Genomic DNA, 20,639 nt, shown 5'->3' with positions numbered 1-20,639 from the left:
TACCCGCCGGACCGGCTGACCGCTACGGGAGATCGAAAACGAGGCGGCCCGGCGCGAGATAGTCGTCGGGATCGAGAAGCATCCGGATCTCCGGGCGCGTCTCCTCGGGCAGGCGGGCGAGTTCCTCGTGCAGCGGCGTGCGGAACGCCTCGCCGCGGGCGGTCATCACCGGAAACCAATTGTCGTGATGATTGGGGACGAACACCTTGGGACGCAACGCCTCCACATAGCTGCGCGGATCGCGGAGACCGTTGGTGAACTGGTTGAAACCCTGGATCGCGCCGATATGGACATCCGAGGCCGGAAGGGTGCGCAGCACATCGAGGACGTGCGGCGCCTTGTCCAGCAGCGGGCCGGAGGAATCGTGCCAGGTCAGCACGAAGTTCTCGGTGCGGAACTGGTAGAGCAGCACGCCACCCTCGGGCGCGACCAGATTGCGGGCCAGATGGCCGGCATCGCCGAGAGTCGGTGGGTGCGTGCGAATATCGCAGAGGCACGGGCGAGGACGCACCGGCGCCGAACCGTCGGCGCTCTCGTCACGGGGCGTGCGGGCGGAATGCACGTGCCGCACCGCGGTCACCGACAAGCCCGGCGCGAGTTCGAAATCGAAGCGGTCACCGGGAGCGGTCTCGTCGGAACCCAGTTCCTGACAGGACAATTCAGCGCCACCGACCTGCTTGCGTGCGGTCGCGCAGTGCGAGGGGGTGCCGTGTAGCACGGCGCCACTCGCCAGCGTGATCGGGCCCGCGTCGGCGGCATGGTCGAAATGGCCGTGGCCGATGAAGATTCCGGCCGGAGCGAGGGCGGCCACCTCGGTGGGCGTGGTCGGCACATAACCGGACGTCACGCCGCGCGGCACCCACGCATCGAGCAGCAGCACCGTACCGCCCAGGGCCACAGCGAAACTCGCGCAGCCGAACCAGGAGACGATCACCTGATCGGAACGCACCGCGCCGGTTTCGGCGTCGACGGCGTCCGGGCCGAAGAAGCGCCGCCGGGCGGCAATGGTGTCCGCCAGGGTGGGGCGGGGGAGCGGCGGCGTGGCGAAGCGACCGGTCAGGGCGGACAGGCCGTCGGTGAGAGGGCTGCTCGGCACGCGGATCCCCTTGCGTCGATATGGCGGCGGACGACCTGCCCGCCGGACTGTATTCTTCCCCGGCTCGACCGGTGCTGTCACTCCTGGTCGACGCACGGCGGTCACCCCAGGGCGCGCGAGCCCTCAGCGCACGATCTTGCTGAAGGTCAGATGCGTGACGGCCGGGGATGATTCCATTCGGCTGCATTCGTAGCCCGGTAGTCGGCCCAGGCCGTCGTACAACCGCTCGCCCCCGTCGAGCAGGATCGGCACCTGTGCGAGGTGCATCTCGTCGACGAGCCCCGCCAGCAAGTACTGCCGGACGGCGGAGGCCCCGCCGCCCAGTCGCACATCCCGCCCGCCTGCTGCGACGAGGGCATGTTTCAGAACAATGCCCAGTGGATCGTCGGTGAAATGAAAAACAGTGCCGCCCTCCACAATCAGGTCCGGACGGGGGTAGTGGGTCAGTACGAAGACGTCGTGATGGAAGGGCGGGTTCGGTCCCCACCAGCCGGGCCACGACAGATCCTGCCAATCGCCTCGTGCGGGTCCGAACATGTTGCGCCCCATGATGGTTGCGCCGATATTCGCGTCGCCCGCCTCCGCGTGATCCTGGTCGGTGCCGCGCTCACCGGTCGGAGCATGGCCGAGCAGAAGACGCCCGTAGTCGGTGTCGAAGAGCCAGGTGTGCAGTTCCTCGCCGTCGATACCGAGGGGATGATCCGGGCCTTGCGAGGGTCCGGCGACATAGCCGTCGAGCGATACGGACAGGTTGTGGACGCGAAGTTTCGGCATGATCCGCTCCTGACCGGTGGCGATGGCCCGCAATCTCTCTCAGCGTAGAAGACCTTGCGCGGCGCCGACCGCGTTATGAGGGCGGCGGGGTGGCGGCGGGCTGGAAGGTGTCCGCGCTGTGCGCATCCGTGCGATCCAGGCTGTTCGCCGCCGAGACCTGGCCGCTGACAAAGCCCTCGAGGGTCTTCGCCATGGCGTCGGTGCCGGCGAGGATATTGTCCCGGATGGTCTGATAGCCCGGTTTGCCGTCCGATCCGCCGGCGAAGTTGTGACCGTATTTGTCGTCGCCCCAGGGGCTGCCGCGGCTCGCCAGCCGTTGCTTCAATCCGGTCAGCGCGGTCTCCACGCTGTGCTGGATATCCGCGGTCTTCCTCGACGCCGCCCGCAATGCGGCGGGGTCGACCTCGACCTTGTCGGCCATCAGTACTCCTGTTCCGCTCGTGCGTCGATATCGCACAGCATCCATCGGATGAGGTTGTCGAGCCGTTCGACGATCGCGCGGCGGCTCGCGCCCACCGCCACCGGATTGTCCTGTTCGATGACGTAGCGGCCGTCGTCGGCCAGATCGCGCCACAGCAGGGACCATTCGGTCACGCCGCGTGGTCCGAACACGGACCGGCCCTGGCGGATCGTGATCTCCCCGGCGCAGTCGGCGAGCGTGGAAAGGAAAGCGCGGCTGCGCATTTCGGACTCGTAGTCATCGTCGTCATCGCGGGCCCAATCGGCGGCGGCATGGGCCGTGCGGTCGAAGTCCAACGCGATCGCGAGGCCTCCGCCGGGTTTCGCTTCCGGTAATCGGGCGACCAGGTTCGCCGCCAGATCGTGCGGATCGCATTCGATGATGCTGAAACCGCCACTGTGCCAGATGCTTTCGCCCGGGATCTGGGACACGATGCAGGCGCGAGCGCTGCGCCGTGCGCCGAGCAGGCGGATGCACTTCTCCGGATTCTCGGGCTCGGCCTCGCACCAGCCGTGCACCGTGATGAAAACATCGGGGCCGGAAATGGTTTCGGCAATACCCTCGAATTCGAAGGGCAGGCTGCCGGCCAGGTGCTCGCGGGCTTCGTGCAGCTCGCGTTGATAGTCGTCGTCGTGTTCGGTGCGGCTGGTGAAGGTGAACGGGTCCGGCAGCACGCCGCCGGCGAATCGATCGCACAGGACCTTGAACTCGATATCGGTGAAGTCCCAGTTCACGGCTCGATCACCGGCCTGCTCTTGGCGAGGGCGGGGCCGATCGCCTCATCCAGATTCGCCACGGAATCGAGATACTTCGCGCGGCGGTACTCGGATCGTCCGCCTCCCGGTGCACCCCCGCCCATCGGCGCTCCACCCATGGCTCCGCCACCCGCCATCCCGCCGGCGCCGCCGGAGTCCAGTCCGGCGCGCGGAAACAGTCGCGTGTCGGAGCGGCTCGCCGCAGCGTCCCCGGCCGTGTCCGCGGCGGGAAACGTCACGGGTGCATGCGGTTCCGGCGAGCCACCGCCGGGGTTGCCGCCCGGCAGGCCCGCGCCCGGCCCGTCGCCGCCCGGCAGACCCAGGCTCGCCGGGGCGGCGCCCGGTATGCCGGACGGGTCCAGGCCGAGCAGCTGCGCCAGCTCGTCGAGCTTGTCGGGTGACTGCCGGATCTGCGACATCAGCTGATCGATCTGGTCCTTGGGCAGGCCGAGCAGTTCGGCGACCTTGCCGGTATCGCCGGATTGCAGTGCGCCATCGAGCTGTTTCAGCGTCGAGGTGAACTGCGTCAGGTTGGCGCCGGGGCCCAGCGGCGAACCCGGTCCGCCGGGGATCCCGCTCATCGGATTCGACCCGATCGGGTTCGCGCCGAGCAGTGAACCCAGCAGGCCGGTCAGCGCGGAGAGGCCACTTCCACCGGAATTGCCGGTACTCGAAGGGATTCCGCCGAGCGGCGAGCCCGGATTCGGGAGCCCGGGAAGCGACCCCGGAGCCGTCCCGTTCGGCATGGTCGTGGGCAGCTGCGGGACGGAAGGAGCAGGCGGCCCCGAATCCGGCAGCGCGGCATTCGAACCCGGCGGCATGGTCGTCGACGGGACCGCGGGCGCCGGCGTCGATGAGTCGTCCGGGACGCTCGCCGGAATCGACTGAGCCGGAGGGCCGGATTCCGGCGGTAGACCGGCCGAAGGCACGGCGGGCGCGGAGCGACTCGCCTGCGAGGGGGCCGCGGAACCCGGGCTCGGGGGAGCATAGGCCGGGGCGCCCAGCGTATCGGGCTGTGCCGGAGCGTTGTCCGGCCCGCCGGTCGCGCTCCCCGGCGGTGAGGGCGGCGTGGTCGCGGGCGGGCTCGCCGGTGGATTCGGTGTCGGCGGGACCGGGTCCTTGACCTTCGGGCCCGGCACCACCGGCAGCACCGACGCCGAATTCTTCACGCCGGTCGCGTAGTACTTGTCGTAATGCTCGCGGTAGGTGTTGAGCGCCGCCACGCTGCTGGTGCCGGCGTGGACCGCGTACCCGGGCATGTACACCCCGGGCTGGTCCGGTGGCGGCTCGGCGGAGTGCGGCATCATGCGCGCCGTGTCGAACATCCACTCGGAGGTGTAGGTGAGGTTCGCGCCGATCGCCGACATGGCGTCCACGAGTGGTTGCGCGTCCGCCGCATACTGTTCGACCGCCGCCTGTGCGGCCGCCGACCCGGTGCCCTGCCAGTCGTTCGTGAGCGTGGACACCGTATTCGTGTAGTCACCCAGCCGATCGGACAGCTGCCCGGCGATCCACTTCCAGATCGAGCCCGCCTCCGCGATCGGGTCGGGTTTCATGGCTTGACCGAGATCGTAGAGCGGACGCCACAACCGGGATTCCTTGCTCTCGACATGGATCGTGATGGTCTCCTTCGTACCGGCGAAATTCTTGACGGCATCGGGAAAATCGCCGCCGCCCACCGCCTGCACGCTCGGCGGGGCGGCGCCGAGGTCGCCCGGAGTGGTGGGCACCGCGATCGAATCCAGTTTGTCGAACTCGGATTTCGACGCGTTCTCGGCCGCGAGATAGTTCTTGCCCGCGGCGCGGAACGTATCGGCCATATCCGTCAGCACGTGCGTGTGAATGTCCACGACATCGCGCAGCGCGGAACCGCGATCGGTGAACGCCTGCGCCAGCAACAGGCCGGAAGGCTGGCTGCCGATCTGATCGATGTGATCAAGCCTGTTGTCCACCAATATCTTCCGGAAGGCGAGCAGTTCACCGACCAGATCGGCGGCGGCCCGGGCCCCCTTCTCCGCCGCGTCCGCGGTGAACCGGAGCTGTCCGGTCTGGGCCTGCTCCTTCAGGTCGGGCCACCCGGTCCTGTCGGCGGTCGGGTCGTCCTTGTCCTCTGCTGTCACGGGATCCTCACGAAGTCTGCCCACCGGCCGCGGCCGACGAATCTGTTGTCATGGTGAAGGGAATGTCCGGGCTCCCGGCCTGGCCACCGGCGGGAGGCTGGGCGGAGCCGGGCAGCCAAATGTTCGCCGCGGGGGCAGCGGGCGCCGCATACGAGGCCGGCCAATTCGTTTGATCCCACTGCGGTTTCGGCCGGGTCTTGCCCTTCATGTCCTCGGGCTTGCCCATGGTGTCGGCTATGGGCGTCGCCGACTGCTGCGCCGCCGGCGCCGTCGAGGGCGCGGGGCTGGCGTTGGCCGAGTTGTGTACGGAGGGAGCAGGGCTGGCGTTGGCCGGGTTGTGCACCGAGGGCGCGGGGCTGGCGTTGGCCGGGTTGTGCACGGAAGGCGCCGGACCGGCCTGTGCGGCGGCTTGGACGGTGGGCGCCGGATCCGTATGAGCCACAGGGGAACCAGGTGACGCGGCCGGGCCCGCCGCCGGGCGCGGGGTGGGTGTCTCGCCGCGCGGACCGAGGGGGTTCATCTCGATCGGCGCGCCGGCGCCGGTGGTTGGCGTCCACTTTCCGGCGGTGAGTGGCCGCCCGCCGCTCGCGGGGATCTTGTCGAGCATGAACCCGCCGCGAGCCATGCCGGTCAGGCCGTTGCGGGCCATGCCGCCGACCCAGCTTGCCGGATTGCTGAAATCCCAGTTGCCGGTGACGATCCCGGCGCCCACGCCGCCGGTCGCGGTGCTGACGGCGCCGACGACGGTGCCGACGACGAACCCGCGGGCCGCGGTGCCGAAGGGCATCTTCGCGAAGGCCGCTCCGGTCAGCTTGTCGAACAACTTGCCGCCGAACTCGCCGACCAGCCGGCCGCCGATCGTGCCGAACACCGACCCCAGCACCGACGCGCCGATCTCGGTGCCGTTGATCGCCCGCCGCTCGCCCGCCACCTTCTGGAAGCCCTGCACGGGCAGGTCCATCAACACCGAGATCAGTGCCGATTCGAGCGCCTTCACGGCATATGTGCCGACGAACTTCGAGATGCCGGCGCCGACACCCATCTTGACCAGCCCGGATTCGATGAACTTGACGAGCCGATCCTCCAGCACCCGCAGGATCGACTTGGTGGCCACGATGGCGGCCTCCTCCACTATCGCCGCGGTCACCGGAAACACCCACGCCCACAAGATCTCCACGGCGAGCGCGGCCACCGAGGCGATGGCCGCGGCCTTGGTGGCCTGGATATCCGAGGCCGTGTCGAATACCGAGGTGGAGATCTCCTCCATCGCCTGGGCGAGGGCCGCTATGGACCGGTCTCCGGTGTGGAGTCCGTCGAAGGCCGCCGAGATGGCCTCGATGCCGTCGCCGGCCGGATACGCCGCCAGCGCGGCCTTTTTGGCGTCGTCGATCTTGGGCAGCAGGACGCGCAGGGCGGCCGCGGTGTCCCGCCAGTCGTCGGACATGAAGAACATGTGCTGTTCGTCGCCGTCCGGCCAGGTCGAGCCCACGATCCACCACAGCCAGCGCAGGCCCTCGGGCCACTGCATCGTCGGTGTGTAGGTCATGCGGTGCCCCGATCACCAATCCTGGTCGGAGACAAGGGAACCGGAGGCGGGTTCCGGGGCGGCCGGTGCGGATACCCGGACGTCCATGCGCGCGGGTGGCGCCGGGGGCAGCAGGAAGCCGAAATCCGGTGCGCCCTCGACGATCTCGGAGAGTTTCGGCAGGCGCGCTCGCTCGGTGCGGATCGGCGCCAGCAGTTCTTCGCAGCGGCGCCGTACCTCGGTGGCGGCGGCCTGGACCGCGGCGGTCATGGCGGCGGCGATATCGGGGTATCGAATGTCGGCGATATCGTCGGCGAATTCGGTGTGGATGAGCAGTCCGTCGGCGTTCACGGTCACCCGGATTCGCTTGTCGCAGGCGGTTGCCGTGGCCGTCAGTTCGGCGCGGCGGCGCTGCGCCTCGGCCAGTGCGTGCAGCTGCTGGGTGAATCCGTCGAGTAGGACTGCGGCATCATTGCGCAGCTGTTCGTTGGCCACTGTTCCTCCACTGTCGTGCGGGTGTTGCGCAGCTCAGTGCACGCAGGTGAATTCGCGATGGCGCGGAGGGAAACTCGTTCGCAGAACTATCATTTCCGGCTCATGCGAAGATGTAATCGCAGTCATGCGCAAGTAGCCGAGACCTTGCCGTTGCCATCGGCAATCGATCGGTGAATGTCGGAACCACACCGTGACCAAGCGGTCTGCAAATGTTCAGCCCCTTGTTAAACATCCGGCGTTGCATCGATGTCAGTGGTAGCTGAACGAAGGCTGCCGGTAGGGCAATTGGGGGCCCGTCATGTACACAGACGTGCATGTGGCCGCGCAAGATCGCGAAGACCACAAGTACACGATGCGCATCAGCCGGCTGGCGATCGACAAACTCGGCATCCGGCTGTACGACCGAGTCTCGGCGGTCCTCGCCGAACTCATCGCGAACTCCTACGACGCCGACGCCACCGAGGTGGAAGTGCTGCTGCCGTGGGGGGTCACCCTCGCCGGAACCGTCCGTGCCGCAGACGAACCCGCCTACGAGATCCACGTCTCCGACAACGGGCACGGCATGACGGCCGAGGAGGTCAACGAGCACTATCTGATGGTCGGCTCGGATCGCAGGGTCCGCACCGGCTCCGATCTCTCCCGCGATCGGCGGCGGCCGGTCATGGGGCGCAAGGGAATCGGGAAACTCGCGGCATTCGGCATCTGCCGCACCATCGAGGTGGTGACCGCCGGCAGCAACGACGGAGATCGGACCGCGCAGGGCTGGCCGGTCGCGCACATCGTGATGGATCTCAGCGACATGCTCTCCGACACCGAGAGCGACTACTACCCGAAACCCGGTGCGCTGGACGGAACTTTCAGCCACAAGCGCGGGACCACCGTCATCCTGCGCAACTTCTTCCGCAAGCGGGTCAATTCCGGCACCGAACTGAGCCGGCAGCTGGCGTCGCGGTTCGGCATCGAACGCTCCGATTGGCGGGTCGAGGTGCGCAACACCATCGGCTCGGAGAGCTTCACGCTCAGCGATCTGGCCATCGACGTGATGGAAGAGACCCGCATCGACGTCGGCCGGGTGCCGGTGCGGTTCGGCCGGAACTACCTGCCCATGTCCGGGTGGATCGCTTACTCGAAACAGCCCTACCGGGACGAAGCGATGGCGGGCGTGCGCATCTACGCCCGCGGCAAGATCGTCGCGCAGACACGGGATTTCGGGATTCCCGCGGGCTTCACCGGCGAGTTCAAACTGCGCTCGTACCTGGTCGGCGCGATCCACGTGGACTGGCTGGACGACGAAGAGGACCTGGTCCGCTCCGATCGCCAGGACATCATGTGGAACTCCCCGCGCGGTGAGGCCCTCGCGCAGTGGGGGCGGGCGCTGATCAAGGAGATCGGCAGGCTCGGTGAGAAATCCATCCGGCGACGGGTGTGGGAGGAGTTCGTGGACCGCTCCCACATTCACGAAACCCTGGAGGCCATCGCGCCGGGCGACCGGTTGTTCCGGGACTCGGTGCTCGATGCCGCGCGAATCCTGGTGGCGCACAAGGATCGTGCGTCCATGGACGATCCCTCGCACATCGAGAACATGCTGCGGCTGGCGCTGTCGCTGGGCCCGCAGCGCAGTCTGCTCGAGACGCTCAAGGAGATCGCCGAGGACGCCGATCCCGAATTGGATGTGGTGGTCGCATTGTTCGAGCGGGCCCGCGTGGCCGAGATCTATTCGCTCGGTCAGATCGCCAGTGAACGCGTCGCCGTGGTGGACCGGCTGCGCGCCCTCATCGACGATCGGCGCTCCCTCGAACGCCCCTTCCAGGAGCTCATCGAGAGCGCGCCGTGGCTGCTCGCGCCGGAGTGGACGCCGCTCGGCATGAACGAATCCCTCAAGCGGGTGCGTGCCAGCTTCGAACGCTGGTACACACAGAAATTCGGCACCCCGCTGACGACCACCACCATCGGCAGCGAGAAGCGGGAACCGGACTTCGTGCTGCTGCACGACTCCGGCGAACTGTGGATCGTCGAGATCAAGCGCATGGACTACCACCTGACCGACACCGAATACAACCGCGCGGTCAACTACCTCTACGAGCTGGACCACTTCCTCGAAGAGAACCCGCGCATCGGCGCCCAATTCCCGCGCCGCCGACTCACTTTCATCGTCGACCACATCGACCGGCTGGGGCCCGCCTCGCTGTCCTCCCTGGTCAGCGACCAGCGAGTGGACCGCCGCACCTGGCGCGAACTACTCGACTCCACCCTCCGAGCCCACCGCGACTTCCTCGAACGCGTCTACTCCATGCGTGGCGCGGACGAAGAGCCGCAAGAGGGTAGCGCCCGCGCCGGATGAGCGGGCGCGGGAAGGATTTGCCCCGGGGGTAAGGGCGCGGCCGAGGTGCGCGGCCGCAGACCGGGTGACGGCGCTCCGGCCGTCACCCGGGCCCCGGGGCCCGCCCCGCCATGGCCGGCCGTTGCCGGGTCACCTGTCGGCGGGCGATGGCCACACTCGATCTCGCCGCGTCTCCTCGGCTTTACGTAGCGGTGTGCCGAATCGTCCTGCGTCGGGAGATGTCCCGCGCTGATGTGCGGGTCGCACCGTGGGGTGCGAGGAGTCCAGCCCTGGGTGAGTGCACAGGTGATTCATGCACGTGACACCATGGGTCGCGGCGCTGATGCGGTCGCGGGCGCCCGGACGGTCGAGAAGGTTTGGAGAATGGTGCACGGCACGGTGAAGTGGTTCGACAGCGAGAAGGGTTTCGGTTTCATCCACCCGGATAGCGGCGGACCCGACGTGTTCGTGGAGTACACCGCCGTCGAGGGGGAGGGCTTCCGGTCGCTCGCCGAGGGGCAGCGGGTGGAATTCGAAGTGCGCCGCAGCAAGCCGGGTCCGGAGGCCGTGACCGTCCGCGTCATTGCCTCAGCCGACGTCTGAAGAACTCCTCCGACAGCAGGCGCGCACGATCCCGGCCGGCGATATCGTCCTCGGTGAATCGCATTGCGGCCTGCGTGAACTCGTTGCCGATGAAATCGGTGATCGGCGCGGGGACCGTGCCCGACCCCATTTCGCGGGTGCGGGATTTCAATTCCGTCAATTCGGTCACCGAGTCGCGGAAATCGGCCGGCAGTTCGCATTCCTCGAGCAAGGTCGGAAGATGCATGGGCGCCACCGCTTTATCGGGATGTTCGGTGAGCCAGCGCAAGGCCATGGCCGGCCGCAGCGAATAGAACACCTTCTTCAGCGACCGGCTGGAATCGAACAGCCGCCACTGCCGGCGGCCCAGATGCAGATAATGCCGCGCCACCCGGTTGCGATCCGCGACCGCGTCGGCGAGCTCGCGTAATTCATCCCGGAATTCCGGACTCCCGCGGTAGACGATCGGCGACATCACCCATTCGATGAGTACCGCGTTGCCCGCCACCAGGAGTCGCAGCGCCTTCACCAGATCCCAGCCGTTCACATCCAGCAGGCCGATCAGCGGCGTCTCGATGACATCGCGGCCGGGCCACGGGGTCAGGTAGTCGTCGAGGGGCCGGAGGTAGACGAACCTGCAGTCATAGTCCGAGTCGGGGGAGGGGAATCCCCATGCTCGGCTGCCGCTTTCGATGGCGAGCAGCACGGTGACGCCGTGCTCGCGCTCGATCCGGTCCAGTTCGCCGTCGATCGTCGCGACCACCGCTGGGTCCATGGACGAGGGGATGGAACGCAAGGTCATGGACGGTGAGGCTAGCCGCAGCGCGGCGGCCGGTCCACGCGATAGCCACTGCCTATGCCCCTGAAAGTAGGGGCGTGATTTGCCCGTTATAACGGAGTACTCAGTGCCGCATATGAACTGGCGCACACAATCCAAAGACTGTGTGCTGCATCACATCACGCTATCGACTCGTAACGATCACGAAATGCACCCCGATATGCCGGTTGTCAGACAGTTCGATCAAGTATTTGCAAGGAAGGCAATCTCATGATCCCCGTTATCATTGACACCGGTTCCGCTGCCCTCAACGGCGTTCTGAGCACCGGCAGTGCCGCGCTGAACGGCCTGCTGAGCACCCTGTGGACCGGCTCCTTCGGCGGCTGATTCGCTGATTGTCGACAAATTCGACTTCTGAAGACCGGCCTCGGACCCGCAGCTCCGAGGCCGGTCTTTTGCTGTGTCCATAGCAATTCAATTTCGCTTCCGATGCACATGATTCGCTGAGTGTCGGCTCAATCCGATTGCCGTGCTTTCATTCCGGCGGCGCGCGACGCTCCGAGTTGATCCTGGGTTGCGACCACCCCGCGCCGGCGTCGCCGCCGCCCGCTGTCGGATCGCCTGCCGCCCGCCGCGCGCAACCGCCGTCAAATCTGGGCGCCCGACCAGAAAATTCCTGGGATGTATACGATTCCCCAGGTCAACGCTTTGATGGCATCTGCCTACCAGGCGGTAAAGCGCCCCGATTTCCCGCCCATTAAGCTGACGCCCGTAAATCCCGGATCTCTTCCACAGGAGTACCCCACAGTGAGCCAAGCAGGCCGTCCTGTTGTTCTGATCGCCGACAAGCTCGCCCAGTCGACCGTCGACGCGCTCGGCGACGGCGTCGAGGTTCGCTGGGTCGACGGCCCCAACCGACCCGAGCTGCTCGCGGCCGTTCCGGAAGCCGATGCGCTACTGGTGCGTTCGGCCACCACCGTCGATGCCGAGGTGCTGGAAGCGGGCAAGAACCTGAAGATCGTCGCCCGCGCGGGCGTCGGCCTCGACAATGTCGACGTGCCGGCCGCCACCGAGCGCGGCGTCATGGTGGTCAATGCCCCCACCTCCAACATCCACACCGCCGCCGAGCACGCCGTCACCCTGCTGCTCTCGGCCGCCCGGCAGATCCCCGCCGCCGACGCCACCCTGCGCGAGCACACCTGGCAGCGCAGCAAGTTCAACGGCGTCGAGATCTTCGGCAAGACCGTCGGCGTCATCGGCCTGGGCCGCATCGGCCAGCTCTTCGCCCAGCGTCTCGCCGCCTTCGAGACCAAGGTCATCGCGTACGACCCCTACACCTCCCCGGCCCGCGCCGCCCAGCTGGGCATCGAGCTGCTGACGCTGGACGAGGTGCTCGAGCGCGCCGACTTCATCTCCATCCACCTGCCGAAGACGCCCGAGACCAAGGGCATGCTGAACGCGGAGACGCTCGCCAAGACCAAGAAGGGCGTCATCATCGTCAACGCCGCCCGCGGTGGGCTGATCGACGAGCAGGCGCTCGCCGACGCCATCACCTCGGGTCACGTGCGCGCCGCCGGCATCGACGTGTTCGAGACCGAACCGTCCACCGACAGCCCGCTGTTCGAGCTGCCGCAGGTCGTCGTCACCCCGCACCTGGGCGCCTCCACCGCCGAGGCCCAGGACCGCGCCGGCACCGACGTCGCCAAGTCCGTGAAGCTCGCCCTCGCCGGTGAATTCGTGCCGGGCGCGGTCAATGTGCACGGCGGCTCGGTCAGCGAGACCGTCGCCCCGTGGCTGGAGATCGTGCGCAAGCAGGGCGCCCTGCTCGGCGCCCTCGCTGACGAGCTGCCGGTCAGCCTGGAGGTCCAGGTGCGCGGCGAGCTGTCCTCGGAAGCCGTTGAGGTGCTGGAACTTTCGGCCCTGCGCGGCGTCTTCTCGGCCTTGGTCGAGGACTCTGTCACCTTTGTCAACGCCCCGCAGCTGGCCAAGGACCGCGGCCTGGCGGCCACCGTCACCACGGTGACCGAGAGCCCCACCCACCGCAGCCTGGTCGACCTGCGCGCCGTGTTCGGTGACGGCCGCACCCTGAACGTGGCCGGCACCCTGACCGAACCGCACCAGGTGCAGAAGATCGTCAACATCAACGGCCGCAACTACGACATGCGCGCCGAGGGCCTGAACCTGGCCGTCCTCAACTACGAGGACCGCCCGGGTCAGCTGGGCCGCCTCGCCACCCTCCTCGGTGACGCGGGCATCGACATCCTGGCCGCGCAGCTCACCCAGGACCTGCACGAGCCGGGCGCCACCGTCATCCTGCGGGTGCAGGAAGACGTGCCGGCCGACGTCCAGGCCACCATCGCCGAGGCCGTCGGCGCGTCCAAGGTCGCCCAGGTCAACCTGGACTGATATCCCGGCCCGGGAAAGTCATTGCCGCCGAGCCCCCTTCCGCAGTACTGCGGAAGGGGGCTCGGTCCTTATTTATCCGTGTAGGGCGCGCCGTCACCGGTTTTCTCCGATCATTGACCGATGAGAGGTAAGACGCCGCCGACGGAGCCGCTGACCGCGCGCGAACGGCGCAATCTGCTGGTCGGGTCCGCGATCATGGTCGCGGTGCTGGCGGTCGGTGTGGTGGCGTGGCTGGTGCTCGATCATCGGCCGAACTACAGCCGATCCGGAAACGGTTGTGTCACAGTGCAGTTCGCCGGAACCATGGGCGGATCGCAGGAACATGCCTGCGGGGACAAGGCACAGCGGTGGTGCAAGTCCGAATACGCCGAGCAGGGTGCGGAAGCCGACCGGGTGCAGGCGCAGTGCCGCCTCGCCGGAATCCTCCCGTCCCAGTGACTGAGAACGGTTTGCCCTGGTGGCAGCCCCTAAATCCGCACCGGCTAGGGTGACGAACGGACTCACCCAGATCCGAACGGAGCATGAATTCATGAAGCTGGCTGTCATCCCCGGCGACGGTATCGGTCCCGAGGTCATCGCCGAGGCCCTCAAGGTTCTCGATGTCGTGGTGCCGGGTGTCGAGAAGACCGAATACGACCTGGGTGCCAAGCGGTTCCATGCCACCGGTGAAATCCTCCCGGACAATGTTCTCCCGGAACTCAAGCAGCACGACGCCATCCTGCTCGGCGCCATCGGCGACCCGTCGGTGCCGTCCGGCGTGCTGGAGCGTGGCCTGCTGCTGCGCACCCGCTTCGAGCTGGACCATCACGTCAACCTGCGCCCCTCCAAGCTGTACCCGGGCGTCACCAGCCCGCTGGCCGCCAACCCCGACATCGACTTCGTGGTGGTACGCGAGGGCACCGAGGGCCCGTACACCGGCACCGGCGGCGCGATTCGCGTGAACACGCCGCACGAGGTCGCCACCGAGGTGTCCACCAACACCCGCTTCGGCATCGAGCGGGTCGTGCGCTACGCCTACGAGAAGGCCCGCCAGCGCCGCAAGCACCTGACCCTGGTGCACAAGACCAATGTCCTCACCTTCGCCGGTTCACTCTGGTTGCGCACCGTGCAGGAGGTTGGCGCCGAGTACCCCGACGTCGAAACCGCTTACCAGCACATCGATGCCGCGACTATCCACATGGTCACCGACCCGGGCCGCTTCGATGTGATCGTCACCGACAACCTCTTCGGCGACATCATCACCGACCTGGCCGCCGCCGTCTCCGGTGGTATCGGCCTGGCCGCCTCCGGCAATATCGATGCCTCCGGCGTGAATCCGTCCATGTTCGAGCCCGTCCACGGCTCGGCCCCCGACATCGCCGGCCAGTCCAAGGCCGACCCCACCGCCGCCATCCTCTCGGTCTCCCTGCTCCTGAACCACCTCGGCAAGACCGAGGAAGCGGCCCGCATCGAGGCCGCCGTCGCCAAGGACCTCGCCTCCCGCACGGCTCCGGCCTCCACTGTGGAAGTCGGCAACCGCATCGCCGCGGCGGTCTGAATCATCTGAAGGCAAACTGCCCTGCGCTTGAAATCCATTCGGGTGCAGGGCTTTCCGTGTAGCGCAGCGGTCAGTGGACGCGGGTGGGTCGTCCGGGACTTGAACTGTTGGGCAGGCAGGCTCTGTTCCGGTCGACGGGATGCTTCTCGGACGGCGCTCATTCCCTGATTGCTGCTATAGCATCGGGAGGTGTCCATCCGTCCCATGGGACGGATGGACAACCCAAAATCACTACTTCATCCTCAAAGCTTGGTCCACAGCGCTGCCACGCCGTTAGACCGCAGGAGGTTCCGATGACCGGTCGGCATACGGCCGACGAGATCGGCTTCGGCCCCTACACTGTCCTGGATCTGCACGAACTTCCAGAGGACGGTAAGGGTTTCGAGCTCGAGGACGGGTGGCTGATCGAGGTGGCAGCGGGGGCTCGGCACAACTGGATCGCTCGGCGACTGGCCCGGATCATCGAGGCTGCGGCGGCCGAGGCTCGGGCATCAGTGCTGGTACTCGACGGCGGCGAGTGGGAGATCAGTACGCCGGCCGGGGTGCGAAAGCCCGACGTGCTCGTCCTGCCCAAGGATGTCGGCCATGCTGCCATCGTCGACGAACGCCCCAAGTTGATTCCGGGGACCGAGCTGCTGCTGGCCGTCGAGGTCATTTCGGCGGGAAGCTCGAGCGAACGTACGGATCGTGTTCGCAAGGTGCGTGAGTACGCGGCGTTGGGGATTCCGGAGTACTGGATCATCGAGCATCAGCCTGAGATTCGTGTGCACCGATCGGTCCTGGAAGGCGGCTCGTACGGCTGGGAGACGGCCGTGGCGGAGGGTGCCGAGTTCGTGGCGGACCTGGACGCGGACAAGTCGATCCATATCACCTTCGATCCCGCAGCGCTCATCGAGTACTGAGATATCGCAGTATCTCTGTGGCTGGACTCTGTTCGGGCACAGGGGTTTTCTGTATGGCGGGGGGCGGGGTGGTGTGATTCGTGAGTGGTATTGCGAAACCACCTGGGGCAGTGAGACATATCGCACCATTGCATTCGGATGCGAAAACGTAACGGGGGCAGACATTCCGGATTTGCGGAGTATCAGCACACGGCGGCGGGCCCCTGCGCGCGGTCTGCGTGCGGGGGCCCGTGGCTGGGAGGTTCCTGTCAGCGGGAGTCTCTGGGGACCAAAGGGATCGCGGCCGCGGCTATGACGGCGGCCAGGACGTAGGTGATTGAGAAGCCTGCCGCGGTGATGAGGGCACCGAAGACGGGGGCCACGGCGGCCATGGCCAGATTCTGGCCGGTGTTCTGAATGCCCAATCCGCGGCCCGACCAGTATGGTCCGGCGATCTCGGCTACCGCGGTGAAGGCCAGGCCGTTATCGGTGACCGTGATGACCGAGGCGGCGATCAGGATGGGGACCGCCAGCCACCACCAGTGCGCCCAGGAGGTGAAGCCCAAGGCGGCCATGGAGATTGCGGCCGCGACGGCGACGATCCGCAGCGGGCCCAGGCGGCTGCCCACTTTGTCCGACCATTGGCCGGCGCCGATACGTCCGGCGGCGCCCAGGAATTGGATGGCGGTCATCAGCGCGCCGGCGGCCGGTAATGACCAGCCCAGGTCACGATGCAGCCACAGCAGGGCGAAGGTCCACAGGGTGCCCTGCGGGATCACCAGTAGCAGCGAGACTGCGTGAATGCGCCACAGGGTGGAATCACCGCGATAGGGATTAACGGGACGGCCTGTGTCGCCGGTGATTTCGGGCCGGGGCGGGTCCACGATGCCGATCAGGCAGGCGATCGCGCCGACACCGGCCATCACCGCCGGCACCAGAATGGCCGTCGAGAACCCGTGTGCCGCAGCGACAGCCGGAATGGTCAGGGCCGCGATGCCGACGCCCAGCGGCTGCGCGGTCTGCCGGATACCCAGCGCCAGCCCGCGCCGATGCGCCGGGAACCAGCCCACGATGACGCGCCCGCTGGCGCCGTTCGTGCTGGCCGCGCCCAGACCACCGATGAACAGCAATGCCCCCAGCGCAACGTAGTTCGTCACGGTGGCGGCGGCGACGCCCGCGATCAGCATGATGACCGGACCGGCCACCAGCACCTTGCGCTCGCCGATGCGATCCATCACGTAACCCCAGGCGATCAGCGTGCACACCAGCCCCACGGTGGGCATGGCGACCAGCAGACCGGCAGTGGCCAGCGACATTCCGCGTTCGGTCAGGGCCGGTAGCAGGAAGGGCGTGCCGTTGATGAAGACCGCGCTGGCGGCCTGTGAGAAGACGCCGAGGCCCAGCATGGTCCACCGTCTGGTCGTGCCGATCTGCGTCACGGTGGCCATGGCCCTCACCTCATGTCTCACTATATGGAACTGATGTCTTATAGTTTGAACATCGGGCCCCACGTTACACCTGAGGCGCATGGTGATTTCAGTGGCACGCTGTCTATTTGCTCACACTCCATATCTGATCTTGTTCGGGCCCTTGCGGAGACTGAGTTGCCTTGCGTATAAGTCCTTTCCACATTTCCGGCGACCCGATGCGGGCCGGTATGCCACCGGTCCCCGGAGGCATGCGGCGCACCCCGGCCCGGGCCCGCGCGCCGGCTCCCGCGCCCCCGCGGTCGGGTGCGTTCGGGCAGGTCGAAGCCGGTCGATAGGATGCTGACCATGCGCCTAGGTCGAGTTGCAAGCCCAGATGGAGTCGCTTTCGTCAGCGTCGAAGGCGACGGCGATCAAGCCGTCGTCCGGGAAATCGCCGAACATCCGTTCGGCACGCCGACGTTCACCGGTCGCAGCTGGCCGCTCGCCGATGTGCGCCTGCTCGCCCCGATCCTCGCCAGCAAGGTGGTGTGCATCGGCAAGAACTACGCCGCACACGCCGCGGAAATGGGCGGCCCCGCCCCGGCCGACCCGGTCATCTTCATGAAGCCGAGCACCTCCATCATCGGCCCGAACGCCTCGATCGTGTTGCCGCCCAGCTCTTCTCAGGTCGACTACGAGGGCGAACTCGCCGTGGTCATCGGCCGCCCCTGCAAGGACGTGCCCGCCGCCCGCGCCAATGACGTGATTCTCGGCTACACCGTCGCCAACGACGTCACCGCGCGGGATCAGCAGAAGTACGACGGCCAGTGGACCCGCGCCAAGGGCTACGACACCTTCTGCCCGCTCGGCCCGTGGATCGAGACCGCACTGGACCCTTCGGATCTGGAGATCGTCACCGAGCTCGACGGCGAGGTGAAGCAGCGCAGCCGCACTTCACTTCTCCTGCACGATATTCCGAAGCTGATCGAATGGGTATCCACCGTGATGACCCTGCTCCCGGGCGATGTCATCCTCACCGGCACGCCGGAGGGCGTCGGCCCGGTCAAGGAGGGCCAGACCGTATCGGTGACCGTCTCGGGCATCGGCACCCTCACCAATCCCGTTGCCGCCAAACGCTGATCGAGAGAGAGAAATGACTGACGTCCGGGTCCGATTCTGCCCGTCACCCACCGGCACACCCCATGTCGGACTGGTCCGCACCGCCCTCTTCAACTGGGCGTACGCGCGGCATCACGGCGGCACTTTCGTTTTCCGCATCGAAGACACCGACGCCGCACGCGATTCCGAGGAGTCCTACGCCGCGATTCTCGACGCGCTGCGCTGGCTCGGCCTGACCTGGGACGAGGGCCCGGAAGTCGGCGGCCCCTACGGCCCGTACCGGCAATCACAGCGTCGTGACATTCATCTCGATGTCGTGCAGCGGCTATTGGCGGCCGGGGAGGCCTACGAATCCTTCTCCACGCCTGAGGAAGTCGAGGCCCGGCACAAGGCCGCCGGCCGCGATCCCAAACTCGGCTACGACAATTACGACCGCGAGCTGACCGCCGAGCAGATCGCCGCCTACCAGGCCGAGGGCCGGGGCGCGGTGGTCCGCCTGCGCATGCCCGACCACGACCTCACCTGGCACGACCTGGTGCGTGGCGAGACCACCTTCCGCGCCGGCGTGGTCCCCGACTTCGCACTCACCCGCGGTAATGGCGATCCGCTCTATACGCTGGTTAACCCGGTCGACGACGCGATGATGAAGATCACCCACGTTTTGCGCGGCGAAGATCTGCTCTCGTCCACCCCCCGGCAACTCGCCTTGTACGACGCGCTGAAACGTATCGGGGTTGCCGAGTTCACGCCCGAGTTCGGACATCTGCCGTTCGTGATGGGGCAGGGCAACAAGAAGTTGTCCAAGCGTGATCCGGAGTCGAATCTCTTCCACCATCGCGACCGCGGGTTCATTCCGGAGGGTTTGCTGAATTATCTGGCGTTGCTCGGCTGGAGCATCGCCGATGATCATGATCTGTTCTCCATGGCGGAGATGGTGGAGGCCTTCGATATTGCGAAGGTTAATTCGAACCCGGCACGTTTCGACCAGAAGAAGGCCGATGCGCTGAACGCCGAACATATTCGGTTGCTGACCCCGGGTGATTTCGCTCACCGGCTCCGGGAGTTCCTCACCGGCCAGGGTCATATCGGCGCCGAGATCGACGAGAAGCTGTTCGAAACGGCGGCTGATCTTGTTCAGACCCGCATCGTCGTTCTGAGTGATGCATGGGATCTCTTGAAGTTCCTGTTCATCCGCCCCGAAGAGTTCGTCATCGACGAAGCCGCCAAGCAAAAGAACCTCGGCGCCGACGCCGGACCCGTTCTGCAAGCGGCGGTAAAGGCGCTGGAAGGCGTTTCCGAGTGGACCGCGGCCGCGCTCGAAGAAGCGCTCAAGACCGCGCTGATCGACGAACTGGGCCTCAAGCCGCGCAAGGCGTTCGCGCCCGTCCGCGTGGCCGTCACCGGCTCGCACATCAGCCCGCCGCTGTACGAGTCCCTCGAACTGCTCGGCCGCGAGGTCTCGATGGACCGCCTGAACGCCGCGCAGACGCAGACGGCCTCGAACTAGCGTCCTAAAACAGTCCCTGACCAGCCGATTTGTATATGACCGGTACCGGCCTGCTAATCTTCTTCTCGGTTCGAACGAGGCCGGGAAGCACTCACAAGGTGCAGGCCGAGTGTCCGGATCATTGGGGTATGGTGTAATTGGCAACACAGCTGATTCTGGTTCAGCCATTCTAGGTTCGAGTCCTGGTACCCCAGCTGCGAGCGCCGAAAGGCGCTCGATTGTTGTGAAGCCCAAGCGGTTACGCAACTCCTGGTCCCGTCGTCTAGCGGCCTAGGACGCCGCCCTCTCAAGGCGGTAGCGCGGGTTCAAATCCCGTCGGGACTACAAAAGCGAAGGCCCCCAGCAATGCTGGGGGCCTTCGCTTTTGCTGTCCTCTTATTTGCCGGTTACGGTGCTGCCGCCCAGCGGCATCGCGGGCATGCCGAGTTTGCGGTGGTCCCAGCTGCGGGTGCGCTCGGGGACGATGCGAATGGCCACGCGCTTGTTCAGCATGGCTTCGACATACGGCCTGGCGTCTTCGCTGTAGGGGCCGGTGTAGCGCTCCCACACACTGATACCCACCTTGAACAGGGCGTCCGGATCGTCGACCACCTCGGCGTGGCCCTCGATGGAGACGCCGCGCAGCTGGTCGTAGGTGTCGCCGGTTTCAACCATCACAGTGACGCGGGGATCCCGGCGCAGGTTCACGGCTTTTTGTGACTTCGCCTTGGTCTCGAACCAGATTTCGCCGTCTACCAGGGCGTACCACATGGCGGTCAGGTGCGGGCGGCCGCCGGCGCTCAGTGTGGCCAGCGTGATGACGCGATTGCTCTCCAGAAATTCGCTGATCTCCTGGTCGGACATCACGATCTGAGCGCGTTGATTGACTCCCATGA

18 protein-coding genes and 2 tRNA genes are annotated in these 20,639 nt (G+C 66.7%); 10 read left to right on the top strand and 10 right to left on the bottom strand.

The genetic code is table 11. The features are described 5' to 3' along the window. Window positions 1–22 precede the first annotated feature (22 nt). From ACIP5Y_RS04080 to ACIP5Y_RS04050, 7 genes are all read right to left on the bottom strand, one after another. Window positions 23–1,096, bottom strand: coding sequence for an MBL fold metallo-hydrolase (locus tag ACIP5Y_RS04080; RefSeq protein WP_400347371.1), 1,074 nt, complete (start codon window positions 1,094–1,096; stop codon window positions 23–25). Between the two features lie 123 nt (window positions 1,097–1,219). Beyond that, entirely contained in the window at window positions 1,220–1,870 is a 651-nt protein-coding gene (locus ACIP5Y_RS04075; RefSeq protein ID WP_400347370.1) for a dihydrofolate reductase family protein, read from the bottom strand. Between the two features lie 73 nt (window positions 1,871–1,943). After that, window positions 1,944–2,291, bottom strand: a complete 348-nt coding sequence (locus tag ACIP5Y_RS04070) for a hypothetical protein (protein ID WP_400347368.1) — start codon at window positions 2,289–2,291, stop codon at window positions 1,944–1,946. Next, the gene (locus tag ACIP5Y_RS04065) at window positions 2,291–3,064 is read right to left on the bottom strand and encodes an ESX secretion-associated protein EspG (RefSeq protein WP_400347366.1); all 774 of its coding nucleotides are present in this window, start codon (window positions 3,062–3,064) and stop codon (window positions 2,291–2,293) included. The genes ACIP5Y_RS04070 and ACIP5Y_RS04065 overlap by 1 nt, the downstream gene beginning before the upstream one ends. Continuing rightward, on the bottom strand, window positions 3,061–5,205 hold the full coding sequence (locus ACIP5Y_RS04060) for a WXG100 family type VII secretion target (RefSeq protein ID WP_400347364.1): 2,145 nt from the start codon (window positions 5,203–5,205) through the stop codon (window positions 3,061–3,063). Before ACIP5Y_RS04060 ends, ACIP5Y_RS04065 begins: the two co-directional genes overlap by 4 nt. Before the next feature lie 7 nt (window positions 5,206–5,212). Continuing rightward, on the bottom strand, window positions 5,213–6,751 hold the full coding sequence (locus ACIP5Y_RS04055) for a hypothetical protein (RefSeq protein ID WP_400347362.1): 1,539 nt from the start codon (window positions 6,749–6,751) through the stop codon (window positions 5,213–5,215). 12 nt (window positions 6,752–6,763) lie between these two features. After that, window positions 6,764–7,225: a YbaB/EbfC family nucleoid-associated protein gene (locus ACIP5Y_RS04050; protein WP_400347360.1), complete on the bottom strand. Its 462-nt coding sequence runs from the start codon at window positions 7,223–7,225 to the stop codon at window positions 6,764–6,766. Window positions 7,226–7,523: 298 nt separating this feature from the next. On the opposite strand from ACIP5Y_RS04050, the gene ACIP5Y_RS04045 reads away from it, so the two are divergent. Together ACIP5Y_RS04045 and ACIP5Y_RS04040 are read left to right on the top strand one after the other, a co-directional pair. Then, window positions 7,524–9,566 (top strand): ATP-binding protein, encoded by a 2,043-nt coding sequence (locus ACIP5Y_RS04045; protein WP_400347358.1) that lies wholly within the window; start codon window positions 7,524–7,526, stop codon window positions 9,564–9,566. 363 nt (window positions 9,567–9,929) lie between these two features. Continuing rightward, a complete protein-coding gene (locus tag ACIP5Y_RS04040) occupies window positions 9,930–10,148 on the top strand; it encodes a cold-shock protein (protein ID WP_397002815.1) in 219 nt (72 codons plus the stop codon). Here the strand turns inward: ACIP5Y_RS04040 and ACIP5Y_RS04035 are convergent. Continuing rightward, complete coding sequence (locus ACIP5Y_RS04035) at window positions 10,126–10,929, bottom strand: DNA polymerase beta superfamily protein (RefSeq protein WP_400347356.1); 804 nt, start codon at window positions 10,927–10,929, stop codon at window positions 10,126–10,128. The genes ACIP5Y_RS04040 and ACIP5Y_RS04035 overlap by 23 nt on opposite strands. 783 nt (window positions 10,930–11,712) lie before the next feature. On the opposite strand from ACIP5Y_RS04035, the gene serA reads away from it, so the two are divergent. The 4 genes from serA (at window position 11,713) to ACIP5Y_RS04015 (ending at window position 15,750) form a co-directional block, all read left to right on the top strand. Beyond that, a complete protein-coding gene (gene serA, locus ACIP5Y_RS04030; RefSeq protein ID WP_400347354.1) occupies window positions 11,713–13,311 on the top strand; it encodes a phosphoglycerate dehydrogenase in 1,599 nt (532 codons plus the stop codon). Between the two features lie 120 nt (window positions 13,312–13,431). Further along, window positions 13,432–13,749, top strand: coding sequence for a hypothetical protein (locus tag ACIP5Y_RS04025; RefSeq protein WP_400347352.1), 318 nt, complete (start codon window positions 13,432–13,434; stop codon window positions 13,747–13,749). 91 nt (window positions 13,750–13,840) lie between these two features. Further along, window positions 13,841–14,848 carry a 3-isopropylmalate dehydrogenase gene (locus ACIP5Y_RS04020; RefSeq protein ID WP_400347350.1) on the top strand — a complete coding sequence of 336 codons (1,008 nt, stop codon included), beginning with the start codon at window positions 13,841–13,843 and terminating at the stop codon, window positions 14,846–14,848. A 293-nt stretch (window positions 14,849–15,141) separates the two neighbouring features. Further along, the gene (locus tag ACIP5Y_RS04015) at window positions 15,142–15,750 is read left to right on the top strand and encodes a Uma2 family endonuclease (RefSeq protein ID WP_400347349.1); all 609 of its coding nucleotides are present in this window, start codon (window positions 15,142–15,144) and stop codon (window positions 15,748–15,750) included. Between the two features lie 248 nt (window positions 15,751–15,998). Here ACIP5Y_RS04015 and ACIP5Y_RS04010 read toward each other — a convergent pair whose 3' ends face one another. Next, a complete protein-coding gene (locus ACIP5Y_RS04010) occupies window positions 15,999–17,177 on the bottom strand; it encodes an MFS transporter (RefSeq protein WP_400347347.1) in 1,179 nt (392 codons plus the stop codon). A 327-nt stretch (window positions 17,178–17,504) separates the two neighbouring features. On the opposite strand from ACIP5Y_RS04010, the gene ACIP5Y_RS04005 reads away from it, so the two are divergent. From ACIP5Y_RS04005 to ACIP5Y_RS03990, 4 genes are all read left to right on the top strand, one after another. After that, on the top strand, window positions 17,505–18,278 hold the full coding sequence (locus ACIP5Y_RS04005; protein ID WP_400347346.1) for a fumarylacetoacetate hydrolase family protein: 774 nt from the start codon (window positions 17,505–17,507) through the stop codon (window positions 18,276–18,278). Window positions 18,279–18,291: 13 nt separating this feature from the next. Next, window positions 18,292–19,764, top strand: coding sequence for a glutamate--tRNA ligase (gene gltX, locus ACIP5Y_RS04000; protein WP_400347344.1), 1,473 nt, complete (start codon window positions 18,292–18,294; stop codon window positions 19,762–19,764). A gap of 122 nt (window positions 19,765–19,886) precedes the next feature. Beyond that, a tRNA-Gln gene (locus tag ACIP5Y_RS03995) sits at window positions 19,887–19,958 on the top strand. A 57-nt stretch (window positions 19,959–20,015) separates the two neighbouring features. Then, a tRNA-Glu gene (locus ACIP5Y_RS03990) sits at window positions 20,016–20,088 on the top strand. Between the two features lie 51 nt (window positions 20,089–20,139). Here the strand turns inward: ACIP5Y_RS03990 and ACIP5Y_RS03985 are convergent. Further along, window positions 20,140–20,637: a pyridoxamine 5'-phosphate oxidase family protein gene (locus ACIP5Y_RS03985; RefSeq protein WP_400347342.1), complete on the bottom strand. Its 498-nt coding sequence runs from the start codon at window positions 20,635–20,637 to the stop codon at window positions 20,140–20,142. Window positions 20,638–20,639: the final 2 nt, after the last annotated feature.

It is taken from the genome of Nocardia sp. NPDC088792, from assembly GCF_044750615.1.
Lineage (GTDB): Bacteria > Actinomycetota > Actinomycetes > Mycobacteriales > Mycobacteriaceae > Nocardia.
Note: the sequence above shows the minus strand (reverse complement) of the source record. Positions and strands in the feature narration are given on the sequence as shown.

Excerpts from the sequence above, each read along its gene's own strand:
- ACIP5Y_RS04075 (WP_400347370.1), bottom strand. The coding sequence starts at position 1,870 with ATGCCGAAACTTCGCGTCCACAACCTGTCCGTATCGCTCGACGGCTAT.
- ACIP5Y_RS04070 (WP_400347368.1), bottom strand. The coding sequence starts at position 2,291 with ATGGCCGACAAGGTCGAGGTCGACCCCGCCGCATTGCGGGCGGCGTCG.
- ACIP5Y_RS04055 (WP_400347362.1), bottom strand. The coding sequence starts at position 6,751 with ATGACCTACACACCGACGATGCAGTGGCCCGAGGGCCTGCGCTGGCTG.
- ACIP5Y_RS04045 (WP_400347358.1), top strand. The coding sequence starts at position 7,524 with ATGTACACAGACGTGCATGTGGCCGCGCAAGATCGCGAAGACCACAAG.
- ACIP5Y_RS04040 (WP_397002815.1), top strand. The coding sequence starts at position 9,930 with ATGGTGCACGGCACGGTGAAGTGGTTCGACAGCGAGAAGGGTTTCGGT.
- ACIP5Y_RS04035 (WP_400347356.1), bottom strand. The coding sequence starts at position 10,929 with ATGACCTTGCGTTCCATCCCCTCGTCCATGGACCCAGCGGTGGTCGCG.
- ACIP5Y_RS04025 (WP_400347352.1), top strand. The coding sequence starts at position 13,432 with ATGAGAGGTAAGACGCCGCCGACGGAGCCGCTGACCGCGCGCGAACGG.
- ACIP5Y_RS04020 (WP_400347350.1), top strand. The coding sequence starts at position 13,841 with ATGAAGCTGGCTGTCATCCCCGGCGACGGTATCGGTCCCGAGGTCATC.
- ACIP5Y_RS04015 (WP_400347349.1), top strand. The coding sequence starts at position 15,142 with ATGACCGGTCGGCATACGGCCGACGAGATCGGCTTCGGCCCCTACACT.
- ACIP5Y_RS04010 (WP_400347347.1), bottom strand. The coding sequence starts at position 17,177 with ATGGCCACCGTGACGCAGATCGGCACGACCAGACGGTGGACCATGCTG.
- ACIP5Y_RS04005 (WP_400347346.1), top strand. The coding sequence starts at position 17,505 with ATGCGCCTAGGTCGAGTTGCAAGCCCAGATGGAGTCGCTTTCGTCAGC.
- gltX (WP_400347344.1), top strand. The coding sequence starts at position 18,292 with ATGACTGACGTCCGGGTCCGATTCTGCCCGTCACCCACCGGCACACCC.
- ACIP5Y_RS03985 (WP_400347342.1), bottom strand. The coding sequence starts at position 20,637 with ATGGGAGTCAATCAACGCGCTCAGATCGTGATGTCCGACCAGGAGATC.